Genomic DNA, 15,041 nt, shown 5'->3' with positions numbered 1-15,041 from the left:
CTCATTCAACACTCCGATATAGATGGTGCTTGGTGATGTACTGAACGACACCGTCGGGTACCAAGTACCACACCGGAAAACCCCGGCCGACCCGGCCGCGACAGTCAGTGGACGATATCGCAAGCGCAGGCACTTCCAAATAGCTTACGTCTTGGCGCGGTAAAGACGAAATGGCGAAGGTGTGACCCGGCCGGGAGACGGCCACGAAGTGGGCGAGATCCCACAGCGCGTCGACGTCTTTCCAATTGAGGATCTGCGCGATCGCGTCGGCGCCCGAGATGAAGAAGAGGTCGGCGTCGGGATGCGCGGCCTGGATGTCCCGCAGGGTGTCGATCGTGTAGGTGACCCCGCCGCGATCGATGTCCACCCGGCTCACCGTGAAGCGCGGGTTCGACGCGGTTGCGATGACCGTCATCAGGTAGCGGTGCTCGGCCGGCGTGACCGGCTGCTTGTGCCAGGGCCGGCCGGTGGGCACGAAGACGACCTCGTCGAGGTCGAAGGAGGTGGCCACCTCACTGGCGGCCACGAGGTGCCCGTGGTGGATCGGGTCGAAGGTTCCACCCATCACGCCGATGCGGCGTCTGCGCGTCTCCCCCGACACCCCGGCGTCGATCGTCATGCCCTGACTAGTGGTCGGCGCCCGTGCGGTCGGCGTGACCGTGCACATCGTGCGTGGCCGCGTACTTGGCCGACTTCTGCGGGTGGCGGTTCGCCACGTTGCGGTAGCTCCAGGTGACGAAGGCGAGCGCCGTGAAGATGACGGCGGCGATCAGGCCGAACACGATGGGAGGGAAGGGCAGCTCCATGGGGTGGTCCACGGCTTCAGCGAGCACACTCACCAGTACTGACATTGCAACTCCCACATGAGAATCAGCGCCGCCCCGGGGCGGCGCGTCGAACGAACCCTCTTACGATACCGCTACTTGCGCGATTGCCCCGACCCCCGCACCAGCCACTTGGTGCTGGTGAGTTCGGGAAGGCCCATCGGGCCGCGGGCGTGCAGCTTCTGGGTCGAGATGCCCACCTCGGCGCCGAAGCCGAACTCGCCGCCGTCGGTGAAGCGGGTTGAGGCGTTCACCATCACCACCGCGGAGTCGACCTCGTTCAGGAACCGCTCGGCGGTGCCGAGGTCGTTCGTGATGATCGACTCGGTGTGGTGGGTCGAGTAGCGGCGGATGTGATCCATCGCCTCGTCGACGTCACGCACCACGCGCACCGCGATCTCCAGAGCCATGTATTCGGTCGCCCAGTCGTCTTCGGTGGCCACCACGGCATCCGGGAACAGCGCGCGAGTGGCGTCGTCTCCGTGCACCAGCACCCCGGAGGCGGCGAGCTTCTCGAGCACCGGGCCGAGAACCCGGGGCGCCGCCTTCTCGTGCACCAGCAAGGTCTCGAGGGCGTTGCACACGCTGGGACGCTGCACCTTCGCGTTGTGCACGATGTCGACCGCCCAGTCGAGGTTCGCCGATTCGTCGAGGAAGACGTGCACGACCCCGGCCCCCGTCTCGATCACGGGCACCTTCGACTCGGTCACCACGGTCTCGATCAGCTGCGCACTCCCCCGCGGGATCAGCACGTCGACCGCTCCGCGGGCCTGCATCAGGCGCTTCGCGCCGTCGCGGCCGAACTCGTCGATGGTCTGAACGGATGCGGCGGGCAGGCCCGCCCGGGTGAGAGCATCCTGGATGAGGCGCACGAGAACCCGGTTGGTGTTCTCGGCCGCCGACCCGCCCCGCAGCACGACCGCGTTGCCGCTCTTGAGCGCGAGCGCCGCGATGTCGACCGTGACGTTGGGGCGCGCCTCGTAGATGGCGCCGACCACGCCGAAGGGCACGCGCACCTGGTCGATCCGCACGCCGTTCTGCAGCTTGCTGCCGCGCACGGTCTCGCCCACCGGGTCGGTGAGACCGATGATCTCGCGCACAGCGGCGGCGAGAGCGGCGAGGCGCGGCGCATCGAGCCGGAGGCGATCCTGCAGCCCCTGGCTGAGTCCGTTCTCCCGGCCGTTCGCGAGGTCGAGGTCGTTGGCGGGCACGACCTCGTCGGCGCCGTTCTCGATCGCGGCGGCGATCGCCTCGAGCGCGCTGTTCTTCTGCGCGGTGGTGGTGATGGCGAGAACCCGCGACGCGTCTCGCGCGGCGGCCAGCTTCTCGTCGAACGACACGGCGACTTCTACGACCTCAGGCATGCGAAAAGTCTACGCGTGCCCGGCCCGGAGCCGGGCGGCACGCTCAGTCGAGTGCGAGCGCGATGGAACCCGTGGGGGTGAGGGTGCGCGTGACGGGGGCGGGCTCGAACCAGGTGCCGATGTCGGCGCCGGCGAGGGCCTCCGCGACGCGGACCGTCGAGGTGACCAGCACGGCGGTTCCGGCGGCTGCCGCAAGGCGGGCGGCCGAGACCTTGGTGGCGGCTCCCCCGGTGCCGACACCTGCCGCTCCGATGTCGCCGAAGGTGACACCCGCGAGATCGTCGCCCAGCGGTACCGTGCTGATCTTCACCGCACCGGGCTCCTGGGGAGGCCGCGTGTAGAGGGCGTCGACGTCGGAGAGCAGGATGAGGGCATCCGCCCCCACCAGCTGCGACACGAGAGCAGCCAGGCGGTCGTTGTCACCGAAACGGATCTCGTGGGTGGCGACGGTGTCGTTCTCGTTGACGATCGGCAGGATGCGCAGACCGAGCAGACGGTTCATCGCGCGCTGCGCATTCGACCGGTGCGTGGGGTTCTCCAGGTCACCGGCGGTGAGCAATACCTGCCCGGCCACGATGCGGTAACGGTCGAGGCTGTTCTGGTACCGGAAGATCAGAACGTTCTGACCCACGGCGGCCGCAGCCTGCTGGGTTGCGAGGTCGGTGGGGCGCGCATCGAGCTGGAGGAAGGGGATCCCTGTTGCGATGGCGCCCGAGGAGACCAGGATGATCTCGGTGCCGCGCGCGTGGGCGGCGGCCAGAGCATCCACGAGGGGCTCGATCTGGCCCGCGTTCTCGCCGCTGATCGACGACGAGCCGACCTTGACGACCACGCGGCGCGCCGCCGGGATCTGATCCCGCGAGACCAGCCGGGGCGACCCGCCGTGACCCTCAGGAGTGCGACCGAGGGTCACGACTCGTCCTCGGTGTCCCAGAGCCCCGCTTCCTTCTCGCGCACCAGTTCGGCGCGCGCCTCGGACTTGGCGTCCATCAGGTCGTAGTACTCCTCGCGGCGCTGGTTGCTCGTGCGGCGGCGCGGGCTGTCGAGACGGGCATCCGTTCCGCGCGGAGCGGTGACCAGCTCGGCGGTGGAGGTGAGCGTGGGCTCCCAGTCGAACACGATCGAGTTGCCCCGGCCGATGACGACGGTCGACCCGGAGACGGCTCCGGATTTGAACAGCTGGTCTTCGACGCCGAGCTTCGCGAGCCGGTCGGCGAGGAAGCCGACGGCCTCGTCGTTGGTGAAGTCGGTCTGCTGCACCCAGCGCTCGGGCTTGGCGCCGATGATGCGGTAGATGTTGCCGTGGCTGCCGCCCTCGACCTTGATCACGAAGCCGGCGTCGTCGATGGCACGCGGGCGGATCACGATCTTGGCCGGCTTCACCTCGGCCGCGGCGGCCGTGCGGGCGGTCTCGACCTGCTCGGCCAGCGCGAAGGAGAGCTGGCGCAGCCCCTCGTGGGTGGCCGTGGAGATCTCGAACACGCGGTAGCCGCGCGCCTCCAGCTCGGGCTTCACGAATTCGGCGAGCTCGCGGGCCTCGGGGATGTCGATCTTGTTGAGCGCGATCAGCTGCGGGCGCTCAAGCAGCGGCAGCTGGCCCTCGGGCACGGGATACGCGCCGAGTTCGCCCAGGATGATGTCGAGGTCGCTGATCGGGTCGCGGCCGGGCTCGAGGGTGCCGCAGTCGAGCACGTGCAGCAGAGCGCTGCAGCGCTCGACGTGGCGCAGGAACTCCAGGCCGAGGCCCTTGCCCTCGCTCGCGCCTTCGATGAGGCCGGGCACGTCGGCGACGGTGTACCGGACCTCGCCCGCCTGCACGACGCCGAGATTCGGATGCAGCGTGGTGAAGGGGTAGTCGGCGATCTTCGGCTTCGCGGCCGAGAGGGCGGCCACGAGGCTCGACTTGCCGGCGGAGGGGTAGCCCACCAGGGCCACATCCGCGACCGTCTTCAGCTCGAGCAGCACGTCGCCCTGCCAGCCCTCGGTGCCGAGCAGCGCGAATCCGGGCGCCTTGCGCTTGGTGGTGGAGAGCGCGGCGTTGCCGAGCCCGCCCTGACCGCCCTCGGCGATGACGAAGCGCATCCCGGGCTCGTCCATGTCGATGAGCTCGTTGCCCTCGACGTCTTTGACGACGGTGCCGACGGGAACCATCAGCTCGAGCTCTTCGCCATTGGCGCCGGCCCGGTGGTCGCCCATGCCGGGGCCGCCGTTGTCGGAGGACTTGTGCGGAGCACGGTGGAAGCCGAGCAACGTGGTGGTCTGCGGGTCGCTCACCAGAACGATGTCGCCGCCGTGACCGCCGTTGCCGCCGTCGGGGCCGGCCAGCGGCTTGAACTTCTCGCGGCGCACGGACACGCATCCGTTGCCTCCGTGACCCGCCCGCAGGTGGAGGGTGACATGGTCGACGAAAGTCACCATTCCGGTTCCCTCATGCTCTCTGAACTCTGTGATCTAAAAGGAAAAGCAGGGGCGGGCGCGATGCCCACCCCTGCTCGAAATCCGTACGACGCTACTCGGCGACGGCCGATGCGACGATGTTGACGACCTTGCGGCCGCCCTTGGCACCGAACTCGACGGAGCCGGCGGCCAGTGCGAACAGCGTGTCGTCTCCGCCACGGCCGACGTTCACGCCGGGGTGGAAGTGGGTGCCGCGCTGACGGACGATGATCTCGCCCGCACCGACGACCTGGCCACCGAAGCGCTTCACGCCGAGGCGCTGTGCGTTGGAGTCACGACCGTTGCGAGTGGAACTCGCGCCCTTTTTGTGTGCCATTAGCCCTGATCCTTACTTGATTCCGGTGACCTTGACGCGGGTGAGCTCCTGGCGGTGGCCCTGGCGCTTCTTGTACCCGGTCTTGTTCTTGAACTTCTGGATGACGATCTTCGGGCCGCGGAGGTCTTCGAGGACCTCGGCGGTGACCTTCACCTTGGACAGCGACGAGGCGTCGGAGGTGATGTTCTCACCATCGACGAGCAGCACTGCCGCCAGCTCGATGTTGCCGTCTTTGTCGGCCTTGATTCGATCGAGGGTGACGATGGTGCCGACCTCAACCTTTTCCTGCCGACCACCGGCGCGCACAACTGCGTAAACCAATTTACGTACCTAACTCTTCTAGGGCCCTCAAAAGCGCAATCTGCAACGCTTGGAAGTCTTGGCGATCACGCGAGCAGGTCATCCAGATGATGACAAGTCTCAACGCACACCAGCGGTCAAGCCTACTCGACTGGACCGCGTTGGTCAAACCGGTCTGATTGGCGGGGGAACGGATGCGAGTGGGATACTCGGCAGCGTGACCGTGCTGATCGATGAACCGATGTGGCCAGCCCACGGTACCATCTGGGGCCATCTGGTGAGCGACGACTCGCTGGAGGAGCTGCACGCCTTCGCCCGGCGATTCGGCCTCCCGCCGCGCAGCTTCGACCTCGACCACTACGACGTGCCCGTCGACAAGCACGCGGCGCTCATCGCCGCCGGTGCTCTCCCGGTCACCTACCGCGAACTCGTCACGCGCCTGCGCGACAGCGGCCTCCGCGTTCGTGGCCGGGACCGCCCCGCCCACTGACCGCTCGTTCACGACGTCGACCCGTCAGTTCGTCCCGGTATTCGAGGTGAATACCGGCACGACGTGACGGGTCGACGAAGGGGTGGGTCAGGAGGCGGGGGTGTCGGACTCCACGGGTGCCGAGACGGCGGCCGTCGAGACGCGGCGGCTGCGGGTGCGGCCCTGGCCGGGCTGCTTGGGCTCGGGGAGAGCATCCAGCACCGAGTCGAGCAGCTGCGTCGCATCCTGAGGGCTCACCCGCGGGGCGCGGGCGGCCTTCTTGACCGGGATGTCGAGGATCGCCACGGGCGCCTCGATCTCGGGCTCCGAGGCGGCCTCAGCCGGCTCGGGAGTGGACTCGACGGGTGCCGCCTCCGCCGGAGCGGCGTCAGACGGAGCAGAGTCGGCCGGAGCAGAATCGGCCGGAGCGGACTCAGCCGGAACGGCATCGACTGCAGGCTGATCGGCGGATTGCGCGCTGGTCGCCGATCCGGATTCTCCGGTGTCGGACTTGCTCTGCCGCGACTTGCGGCGACGCGAGCTGCGCGAGGGCGTCTCGGCGGCCGGTGCGTCTGAGACGGGAGCCTCCGAAGCCGGTGACTCCGGGGCATCCTGAGCCGCGTGCAGGGCGTTCGCCGCCGCCTCGACCGCGTCGGCCACGGCCGCGAGCGACACGGAACCGGTCGCAGTCGTGGGCTCGCCGTGCGTACCCGCGATCGTGGATGCCGCGATCTTCGCGAGGGCGTTCTTGGCGTCGTCGGTGATGGCGTGCGTTCCGCCGTTGCCGTTCGAGGGCGAACCGCTCTGGCCGCCGTTCCCGTTCGCCGGCGAGGAGCCGCCGCCGTTCGGGCCGCCGCGGCCACGACGGTTGCCGTTGCCGCCGTTGCCGTTCGGGCCGCCGCCGTTTCCGGCGCCGTTGGATCCGCCGGAGGACTGCTGACCGCCTGAGCGGTGCTTCACGACCGGGTCGTGGTGCACGATGATGCCGCGGCCGGCGCACTGCTCGCAGGGCTCGCTGAACGACTCCAGCAGGCCGAGGCCCAGCTTCTTGCGGGTCATCTGCACGAGACCGAGCGAGGTGACCTCGGCCACCTGGTGCTTGGTGCGGTCGCGCGAGAGGCACTCGATCATGCGCCGCAGCACGAGGTCGCGGTTGCTCTCGAGCACCATGTCGATGAAGTCGACCACGATGATGCCGCCGATGTCGCGCAGCCGCAGCTGGCGCACGATCTCCTCGGCCGCCTCGAGGTTGTTCTTGGTGACGGTCTCTTCGAGGTTGCCGCCTGACCCGACGAACTTGCCCGTGTTGACGTCGACGACCGTCATGGCCTCGGTGCGGTCGATCACGAGCGAACCGCCGGAGGGCAGCCAGACCTTGCGGTCGAGCGCCTTCTCGATCTGTTCCGAGACGCGGTACTCGTCGAACGCGTCGCGCTCGCCCTCGTACTTCTCGACGCGGTCGAGCAGGTCGGGCGCCACGGCCGCGAGGTAGTTCTCGATCGTGGCCTGCGCCTCGTCGCCGGAGATGACCAGGCGGTGGAAGTCTTCGTTGAAGACGTCGCGCACGATCTTGATCAGCAGGTCGGGCTCGGAGTGCAGCAGGTGCGGGCCCTGCTTGGTCTTCACGAGCTCGCTGATGTGCGCCCACTGCGCCGTGAGGCGGTTGACGTCGAGCGTCAGCTGCTCTTCGGTGGCGCCTTCGGACGCGGTGCGCACGATCACGCCCACGTTCTCGGGCAGCACCTCTTTGAGGATGCGCTTGAGGCGAGCACGCTCGGTGTCGGGGAGCTTGCGCGAGATGCCGTTCATCGAGCCGTTGGGCACGTAGACGAGGTAGCGGCCGGGCAGGCTGACCTGGCTGGTGAGGCGGGCACCCTTGTGGCCGACCGGGTCTTTGGTGACCTGCACCAGCACCGTGTCGCCCGACTTGAGAGCGAGTTCGATACGGCGGGGCTGCGAACCCTTGCCCTCGTTGGCCTCGGCGGCGGCATCCCAGTCCACCTCGCCGGAGTAGAGCACGGCGTTGCGGCCGCGCCCGATGTCGACGAAGGCCGCTTCCATGCTCGGCAGCACGTTCTGCACCCGGCCGAGGTAGACGTTGCCGATCAGGGAGGCATCCTGGGCCTTGGCCACGTAGTGCTCCACCAGCACGCCGTCTTCGAGCACGCCGATCTGGATCTTGTCGTTCTTGGCGCGCACCACCATGACGCGGTCGACGGCCTCGCGGCGGGCGAGGAACTCGGCCTCGGTGACCACGGGGCGGCGGCGGCCGGCGTCGCGGCCGTCACGACGGCGCTGCTTCTTGGCCTCGAGCCGGGTGGAGCCCTTGATGCGCTGCGGCTCGGTGATGAGCTCGGGCTCGCGCGGCGCGCGAACCTTGACGACGGTGTTCGCGGGGTCGTTGTCTCCCCCGCGGTTCTCTTCGCCCGAGCGGCGGCGCGACCGGCGGCGCACGCCCGACTCGGGAGCCTGGTCGTCGCGGTCGCGCGGCTCACGGTCTCGGGGCTCGCGGTCGCGCGGGTCGCGCCCGTCGCGGTCGGAGCGCGGGGGCAGCGGCGGGAGGTCGGGCAGATCGGGTGCCTGGAAGAACAGCGAGGTGGTGCTCAGCGCCCGGGCCGGCTTCTCGGCCGGCGACCCCGGAGCCTGCGCCGAGGCGGGGCCGGCGGCGCTGAAGGGCGCCAGACCCGGCTCGTCGTCGTGCGCGCCCGGCGTGATCACGGTCTCGGTGCGCGATTCGGCGTCGGTTCCGGATGCCGCGGCGGCACCGTCTGCAACCGGCTCCGTAGCGCTCTCTGCAGGAACCTCTTCGGGCACCTCAGGAGCGACGGGCGGAACGGGAGGAGTCACCGGCGGGATCACGGGCGCCGTGGCATCCGCTTTCCTCGTGGCGCGGCGGCCGCCGAAGAGCCTGCCCTTGCGCCGCCCCGTTCCCTCGTTGTTGTCGTGGTCATTGTCTGAAATTTTCTCCACCATCTCTGGTGCACTCCTTGCCAGCCGGAGGCTCTCGCCTGCCGGCAGGTACTCTCTCACGAGTGGGACCCTGCGTCAGCGGGGCTCCGCACTGGTGTTGCTTGTCGTAGCGCGGTTCGCGCTATTCCGTATCCGGGTCTGCACCACTCATGGTGCGACTCGGTAAGTCATCGCGGCCGCCACGTCGTTCGTGGAGACCTCCCACGATTATCGCACGCATTCCCAGAATGCTCGCGAAAGCGCCATGCAATAATCCGAGGGTGAGCGAGCAGACCGAGACCTATCGACGTCCGATCGGCTTCGCCGTCTTCCTGATCGTCGCCGGTCTCGTGGGCTGGTACTCGGCGTTCGATCTGACGCTGGAGAAGATCCAGACGCTGATCAATCCCGGCTACGTACCGAGCTGCAACATCTCGCCGCTGGTGAGCTGCGGGCCGAACATGGCCAGCTGGCAGGGCTCGCTGTTCGGGTTCCCGAACCCCGTGATCGGGGTGGCGGCCTTCGTGGCGCCGATCGTCGTCGGCGTGGCGATCCTGGCCGGTGCGCGCTTCGCGAAATGGTTCTGGGTGCTGTTCAACCTGGGCATGGCGCTGGCGCTGGTGTTCGTGATCTGGCTGATCGGCCAGTCGATCTTCGTGCTGGGCACGCTCTGCCCCTACTGCATGCTCGTGTGGCTGGCGGTGATACCGCTGTTCCTCTACGTGACGGCGTTCAACCTCAAGCACGGCCACTTCGGCAACGGCCGGGCCAGCCGCGACGTGGCGGCGCTCGTCTACCCGTGGATCTGGCTGCTCGCCATCCTGGGCTACCTGGTGGTCGTGGTGATGGCGCAGCTGAGGCTGGACGCCATCACCTCGATCCTCCAGACGCTCTAGCGTCTGCTCTTAGAACCAGAGCGCGAGCTTTAGAACCAGAGGTCGAGTTCGCGGGCGGCGGACTCGGGCGAGTCGCTGCCGTGCACGAGGTTCTGCTGCACGGCGAGGCCCCAGTCGCGGGCCAGGTCGCCGCGGATGGTGCCGGGGGCGGCCGTGGTGGGGTCGGTGGTGCCGGCGAGCGAGCGGAAGCCCTCGATCACGCGGTTGCCGGCGATGCGCAGGGCCACGATCGGGCCGGACTCCATGAACTCGACCAGGGGCTCGTAGAAGGGCTTGCCCTGGTGCTCCTCGTAGTGCTTCGCGAGCAGCTCACGGTCGGGCTCGATCAGTTTGATGTCGACCAGCTGGTAGCCCTTGGCCTCGATGCGGCGCAGGATCTCGCCGGTCAGGTTGCGGGCGACGCCGTCCGGCTTGACGAGGACGAGGGTTTCTTCGACGTGCGTGGTCACGGTGATCCTTCCGGGGGGCCGCGGAATACGCGGCGCGAACAGTCCGAAGACACCCTAGCGGGCCGGGATGAGCGTCACCGAAGTGAAGCAGCGCGGGTGACTGTTGCTCGGCGGGCCGGCCTCTGGACTGTCGAGCACCTCTGCGAACGAGATGAGACGAAGGGCGAGTGCTTCGAGGAGATCGGGGCGTGCCTGACGGGCGCCGCGATCGACCCCGACCTCGAGGATGCCGTGGCGGCACTTCTGCGCCGGCATCCGGAACTCAGGCCGCCGGCGGCGCCTCTTCGGCCTGAGCCGCCAGCCAGGCCGCCTTCTCGCGGTCGACCCGGGCGCCCTTGATCATGGCGTAGACCCAGAGGCCGATAAAGATCACGGCGACGATGGCGAGCATCGGCACCAGGAAGCACGCCGCCACGATGACCGCCTGCAGCACCCAGCCCAGGATGTAGCCGCGGTTGAAGCGCATCACGATCCCGGCCGTCGCCATCAGCAGCACGCACACGGCGGCACCGCCGCCGAGCGCTAGGCCGGCCGGCAGCGCCTTCAGGCCGAAGATCGTGAGCGCGGCGAAGAACATCACGACCGCCTCGAACACGAGGATGATCGAGGCGAGGCTCTGACGGAGGGATGACCCGCGCACTACTCTGCCCGTCCCGGAGCGCTGGCGAAGCCCTCGCCCTTCCAGCCTTCACGCTCGGCCAGGGCGATGACCTCGCCGACCAGCGTGATCGACCCGGTGACCAGCACCGCGCCCTTCTCCGACTCCCCCGCGAGACTGCGCGCCTCGTCGAGCGCCGCGTCGAGCGAGTACTCGACCAGCACCCGGTCGGCACCGGCGATGCCGACCACGATCGAGGCGAGCTCGTCGGGGTCGATCGCGCGATCGGAGGCCGACGAGGTGACGACGAACTCGTCGACCACGGGGTCGAGGGCGCGGATGATGCCCTCCACGTCTTTGTCGGCGAGCACCGCGATCACGGCGATCACCTTGTCGAAGGTGAAGTACTCGGTGACGGCCGCCGCCAGCGCCTGCGCACCGCCGGGGTTGTGGGCCGCATCCACCAGCACCGTCGGTTCGGTGCCGACCAGCTGCAGGCGGCCGGGCGAGGTGACCGTGGCGAAGCCCTCGGTGACCACGTCGTCGACGAGCGCCTGCGTGCCGCCGCCGAGGAACGACTCCACCGCTGCTACGGCGACTGCTGCGTTGTGGCCCTGGTGGTTGCCGTAGAGCGGCAGGAACAGCTCGTCGTAGCGCCCCGCGAGCCCCTGGATCGACACCAGCTGGCCACCGACGGCGACCTTCGACTCGACCAGCCGGAACTGCTCGCCCTCGACCGCGAACGTCGACTCGGAGAGCTCGGCGGCCCGCTGCAGTTCGGCCAGCGCCTCGGCGGGCTGCACGGCACTGACCACTTGGGCGGCCGGCTTGACGATGCCCGACTTGGTGCGCGCGATCTCGGCGACCGTGTTGCCGAGTCGTGCCGTGTGATCCAGCGAGATCGGCGTGAACACGGCCACCTGGCCGTCGGCGACGTTGGTGGAATCCCATTCGCCGCCCATCCCGACCTCGATCACCGCGACGTCGACGGGCGCATCCGCGAAGCACGCGAAGGCGAGCACCGAGAGCGCCTCGAAGAAGGTCAGGCGCGGTTCGCCCTCGGCCTCCAGCTCGGCGTCGATGATGCCGAGGAACGGCTCGATGTCGCGCCAGTTGGCGGCCAGCGCCTCGTTCGAGATGGGCGATCCGTCGATCATGATGCGCTCGTTCAGGCGCTCCAGGTGCGGGCTCGTGAACAGGCCTGTGCGGAGGCCGAGTGCCCGCAAGAGGCTCTCGGTGATGCGGCTGGTCGAGGTCTTGCCGTTGGTTCCGGTGATGTGGATGATCGGATAGCTGCGCTGCGGGTCGCCCAGCAGCTCGACCGCCCGGCGCGTCGCCGAGAGGCGCGGCTCGGGCGAGGCCTCCCCGAGGCGGGCGAGCAGCGCGGCGTAGACCGCGTCACCCTCCTCCACGAACTCGTCGGGCGCATCCAGTCCCACCCCGTCGAAGTCGTCGTCGGGTCGGGGGATGTTCACCCCGTCGTTCTCGGGCTCGTTCGGGTCGTCGGCGGGCGGACCGAAGTCGCCTCCGAAGAAGTTGTCAGACATTCTGGGTCACCGACTTCCGGCTCACGGCGATGAGGAACTCATCCTGGTTGGCGTACTTTCCGCCGGCGATCCGCGCGAAGTGCTCGGGCGCCTTCGCGGTGACCGCGGGCAGCCACTCGCTGGCCAGCACCTCGCGGTTCGCCTCGACGGCCGGTGAGGTGGCCGGCGCGTGCACGGTGAAGTCGACGGCGAGCGTCTCCCCCGCGATGTCGACGACCCCGGATGCGGCGCGCACGGCGTCGGCATCGGCGTCGGCGAAGAACACCAGGTCGAGGGCGATGCGATCGCTCACCTCGAAGCCCGCCGACTTGCGCGCATCCTGAACCGCCCGGATGACGTCGCGGGCGAGCCCCTCGGCCTCGAGAGCGGGCGTGAGCGTGGTGTCCAGCAGCACGAAACCGCCACCGGGCAGCAGGGCCAGGGCGCTGGAGGCGCCGTCGGCACCGGATGCATCGGCCGAGGCCTCGAGCACGAGCTCGTACTCGCCCTCGAGCAGCTCGATGCCGCCGGAGGTGACCACGCCGTTCGCCTCGGACCACTGGCCGCTGCGCGCGCCCTGGATGGCCTGCTGCACGGTCTTGCCGAGGCGCGGACCCGCGACCCGGGCGTTGACCGTGAGCCGCGAGGTGACGCCGAACTCGGCGGCGCTGGACTCGGACTGGTCGACCAGGCGCACCGCCTTGACGTTCAGCTCGTCTTTCAGGATGCCCTCGAACTGGCCGAGCGCGGCCGCGTCGTCGGCGACGATCGTGAGCGTCGCGAGCGGCAGCCGCACGCGGAGACCGGCCTGCTTGCGGAGCGAGAGCACGGTGGACGAGATGGCGCGCACGGTGTCCATGGTGTGCACGAGCCCGGGGTCGGCCGGGAACAGGTTCGCGTCGGGCCAGTCGGTGAGGTGCACGCTGCGCCCGCCGGTGAGGCCCTTCCAGACGGCGTCGGAGACGAGCGGGAGCAGCGGCGCGGCCACCCGGGTGACCGTCTCGAGCACGGTGAAGAGGGTGTCGAAGGCCTCGCGGTCGTCTCCCGACCAGAAGCGGTCGCGCGAGCGGCGCACGTACCAGTTGGTGAGCACGTCGGCGAAGTCGCGCAGCTTGGCCGAGGCCAGCGTCGCGTCCAGTTGTTCGAGGTCGGCCGTCGCATCCTGGATCAGCTCGCGGGTCTTGGCCAGCAGGTAGCGGTCGAGCACGTCGGTGGAGTCGGTGCGCCACCGGGCGTCGTAACCCCCGTCCTTCGCCGAGTTCGCGTACAGAGTGAAGAAGTAATAGGTGCTCCACAGCGGCAGCAGCACCTCGCGCACGCCCTGGCGGATGCCCTCCTCGGTGACGATCAGGTTGCCGCCGCGCAAGACGGACGACGACATCAGGAACCAGCGCATCGCATCCGAGCCGTCGCGGTCGAAGACCTCGGAGACGTCGGGATAGTTGCGCAGCGACTTCGACATCTTCTGCCCGTCGGAGCCGAGCACGATGCCGTGGCTGATCACGTTCTTGAACGCCGGGCGGTCGAACAGCGCGGTGGAGAGCACGTGCATCACGTAGAACCAGCCTCGCGTCTGCCCGATGTACTCGACGATGAAGTCGGCGGGGCTGTGCGTGGCGAACCAGTCCTGGTTCTCGAACGGGTAGTGCACCTGGGCGAACGGCATCGAGCCCGAGTCGAACCAGACGTCGAAGACGTCCTCGATCCGGCGCATGGTCGAGTTCCCCGTGGGGTCGTCGGGGTTCGGGCGGGTGAGGTCGTCGATGAACGGGCGGTGCAGGTCGGGCTGGCCGTCGCGGTTCAGCGGCAGGCGGCCGAAGTCGGCCTCGAGCTCGGCCAGCGAGCCGTACACGTCGGTGCGCGGGTAGTTCGGGTCGTCGCTCTTCCAGATCGGGATGGGCGAGCCCCAGTAGCGGTTGCGCGAGATCGACCAGTCGCGGGCACCGGAGACCCACTTGCCGAACTGCCCCTCCTTCACGTTCTCGGGAACCCACTCGATCTGCTGGTTGAGCTGCTCCATCCGGTCGCGGATGGTGCTCACCCGCACGAACCAGCTCGAGACGGCCTTGTAGATGAGGGGGTTGCGGCAGCGCCAGCAGTGCGGGTAGCTGTGCTCGTAGCTGGCCTGGCGGATGAGCCGGCCCTGCGCCTTGAGCAGCTGGGTGAGCGGCTTGTTGGCGTCGAACACCTGCAAGCCCTCGACCTCGGGCACGCTGGAAAGGAAGCGGCCGCCGTCGTCGACCGAGATGACCACGGGGATGCCCGCGGCCTCGCAGACCTTCTGGTCTTCTTCACCGTAGGCGGGGGCTTGGTGCACGATGCCGGTGCCGTCGCTGGTGGAGACGTAGTCGGCCACCAGGATCTGCCACGCGTTCTGCGTGCCGTACTTCTCGGTGTCGGCGTAGTGGTCCCAGAGGCGGTCGTAGGCGACGCCTTCGAGCTCGCGACCCGTGATGGTGCGCGAGACGGCGGCCTTCGCCTCGTCGGCCGAGTCGTAGCCGAGGTCTTTGGCGTAGTTGCCCACCAGCTCGACGGCGAGCAGGTATTCGGCGCCGAGCACGGTGGGGGCGGCTCCGGATGCACCGTCCGCACGCTCGCGGGACACCTCGGAATCGAGCGTTCCGTTGGGGCCGGCCGGCAGCACGGCGTACTCGATCGAGGGGCCGACCGCGAGGGCGAGGTTGGTGGGGAGGGTCCAGGGCGTGGTCGTCCAGGCCAGAGCCCGCACGGCGGTGAGGCCGAGCGCCTCGGCGCGCGAGCCCACCAGCGGGAAGGTCACGGTGACCGTCTGGTCTTGACGCATCTTGTAGACGTCGTCGTCCATCCGCAGCTCGTGGTTCGAGAGCGGCGTCTCGTCTTTCCAGCAGTACGGCAGCACCCGGTAGCCCTCGTA

Annotated in this window: 14 protein-coding genes; 2 read left to right on the top strand and 12 right to left on the bottom strand. The window is 68.8% G+C overall.

The window, feature by feature from the left end:
- Nucleotide 1: 1 nt before the first annotated feature.
- The 7 genes from nadD to rplU all read right to left on the bottom strand — a co-directional run bounded on the left by nadD (nucleotide 2) and on the right by rplU (nucleotide 5,282).
- A complete protein-coding gene (gene nadD / locus Q0D75_RS20030) occupies nucleotides 2-619 on the bottom strand; it encodes a nicotinate-nucleotide adenylyltransferase (RefSeq protein WP_291057470.1) in 618 nt (205 codons plus the stop codon).
- Between the two features lie 7 nt (nucleotides 620-626).
- A complete protein-coding gene (locus tag Q0D75_RS20025) occupies nucleotides 627-851 on the bottom strand; it encodes a hypothetical protein (RefSeq protein ID WP_291057468.1) in 225 nt (74 codons plus the stop codon).
- A gap of 68 nt (nucleotides 852-919) precedes the next feature.
- On the bottom strand, nucleotides 920-2,188 hold the full coding sequence (locus Q0D75_RS20020) for a glutamate-5-semialdehyde dehydrogenase (RefSeq protein ID WP_291057466.1): 1,269 nt from the start codon (nucleotides 2,186-2,188) through the stop codon (nucleotides 920-922).
- 43 nt (nucleotides 2,189-2,231) lie between these two features.
- Entirely contained in the window at nucleotides 2,232-3,056 is an 825-nt protein-coding gene (gene proB / locus Q0D75_RS20015) for a glutamate 5-kinase (protein ID WP_291057472.1), read from the bottom strand.
- A 41-nt stretch (nucleotides 3,057-3,097) separates the two neighbouring features.
- Nucleotides 3,098-4,606, bottom strand: a complete 1,509-nt coding sequence (gene obgE / locus Q0D75_RS20010) for a GTPase ObgE (RefSeq protein ID WP_291057464.1) — start codon at nucleotides 4,604-4,606, stop codon at nucleotides 3,098-3,100.
- Between the two features lie 91 nt (nucleotides 4,607-4,697).
- Complete coding sequence (gene rpmA, locus Q0D75_RS20005; RefSeq protein WP_291057462.1) at nucleotides 4,698-4,961, bottom strand: 50S ribosomal protein L27; 264 nt, start codon at nucleotides 4,959-4,961, stop codon at nucleotides 4,698-4,700.
- A gap of 12 nt (nucleotides 4,962-4,973) precedes the next feature.
- Nucleotides 4,974-5,282, bottom strand: coding sequence for a 50S ribosomal protein L21 (rplU, locus tag Q0D75_RS20000; RefSeq protein WP_291057460.1), 309 nt, complete (start codon nucleotides 5,280-5,282; stop codon nucleotides 4,974-4,976).
- A gap of 196 nt (nucleotides 5,283-5,478) precedes the next feature.
- On the opposite strand from rplU, the gene Q0D75_RS19995 reads away from it, so the two are divergent.
- Nucleotides 5,479-5,751 carry a DUF4031 domain-containing protein gene (locus Q0D75_RS19995; protein WP_291057458.1) on the top strand — a complete coding sequence of 91 codons (273 nt, stop codon included), beginning with the start codon at nucleotides 5,479-5,481 and terminating at the stop codon, nucleotides 5,749-5,751.
- Between the two features lie 87 nt (nucleotides 5,752-5,838).
- On the opposite strand, the gene Q0D75_RS19990 is transcribed toward Q0D75_RS19995, so the two are convergent.
- A complete protein-coding gene (locus Q0D75_RS19990) occupies nucleotides 5,839-8,703 on the bottom strand; it encodes an Rne/Rng family ribonuclease (protein ID WP_291057456.1) in 2,865 nt (954 codons plus the stop codon).
- 257 nt (nucleotides 8,704-8,960) lie between these two features.
- Between Q0D75_RS19990 and Q0D75_RS19985 the strand changes: the two genes are divergently transcribed.
- The gene (locus Q0D75_RS19985) at nucleotides 8,961-9,575 is read left to right on the top strand and encodes a vitamin K epoxide reductase family protein (protein ID WP_291057454.1); all 615 of its coding nucleotides are present in this window, start codon (nucleotides 8,961-8,963) and stop codon (nucleotides 9,573-9,575) included.
- A gap of 29 nt (nucleotides 9,576-9,604) precedes the next feature.
- Here the strand turns inward: Q0D75_RS19985 and ndk are convergent, their stop codons facing one another.
- From ndk to Q0D75_RS19965, 4 genes are all read right to left on the bottom strand, one after another.
- Nucleotides 9,605-10,024, bottom strand: a complete 420-nt coding sequence (gene ndk, locus Q0D75_RS19980; protein ID WP_291057452.1) for a nucleoside-diphosphate kinase — start codon at nucleotides 10,022-10,024, stop codon at nucleotides 9,605-9,607.
- 262 nt (nucleotides 10,025-10,286) lie between these two features.
- Complete coding sequence (locus Q0D75_RS19975) at nucleotides 10,287-10,664, bottom strand: DUF4233 domain-containing protein (RefSeq protein WP_291057450.1); 378 nt, start codon at nucleotides 10,662-10,664, stop codon at nucleotides 10,287-10,289.
- Entirely contained in the window at nucleotides 10,664-12,169 is a 1,506-nt protein-coding gene (locus Q0D75_RS19970; protein WP_291057449.1) for a folylpolyglutamate synthase/dihydrofolate synthase family protein, read from the bottom strand. The genes Q0D75_RS19975 and Q0D75_RS19970 overlap by 1 nt, the downstream gene beginning before the upstream one ends.
- A partial coding sequence (locus Q0D75_RS19965; protein WP_291057447.1) for a class I tRNA ligase family protein occupies nucleotides 12,162-15,041 on the bottom strand: 2,880 nt, incomplete at its 5' end. The genes Q0D75_RS19965 and Q0D75_RS19970, both read right to left, overlap by 8 nt.

Source organism: Herbiconiux sp. (assembly GCF_023264855.1).
GTDB lineage: Bacteria > Actinomycetota > Actinomycetes > Actinomycetales > Microbacteriaceae > Herbiconiux.
This window is presented reverse-complemented; position numbering and strand designations above follow the sequence as displayed.

Coding starts and splice junctions, on each gene's coding strand:
- Q0D75_RS19970 (WP_291057449.1), bottom strand. CDS start 12,169: ATGTCTGACAACTTCTTCGGAGGCGACTTCGGTCCGCCCGCCGACGAC.
- Q0D75_RS20020 (WP_291057466.1), bottom strand. CDS start 2,188: ATGCCTGAGGTCGTAGAAGTCGCCGTGTCGTTCGACGAGAAGCTGGCC.
- nadD (WP_291057470.1), bottom strand. CDS start 619: ATGACGATCGACGCCGGGGTGTCGGGGGAGACGCGCAGACGCCGCATC.
- Q0D75_RS19990 (WP_291057456.1), bottom strand. CDS start 8,703: ATGGTGGAGAAAATTTCAGACAATGACCACGACAACAACGAGGGAACG.
- obgE (WP_291057464.1), bottom strand. CDS start 4,606: ATGGTGACTTTCGTCGACCATGTCACCCTCCACCTGCGGGCGGGTCAC.
- Q0D75_RS20025 (WP_291057468.1), bottom strand. CDS start 851: ATGTCAGTACTGGTGAGTGTGCTCGCTGAAGCCGTGGACCACCCCATG.
- rpmA (WP_291057462.1), bottom strand. CDS start 4,961: ATGGCACACAAAAAGGGCGCGAGTTCCACTCGCAACGGTCGTGACTCC.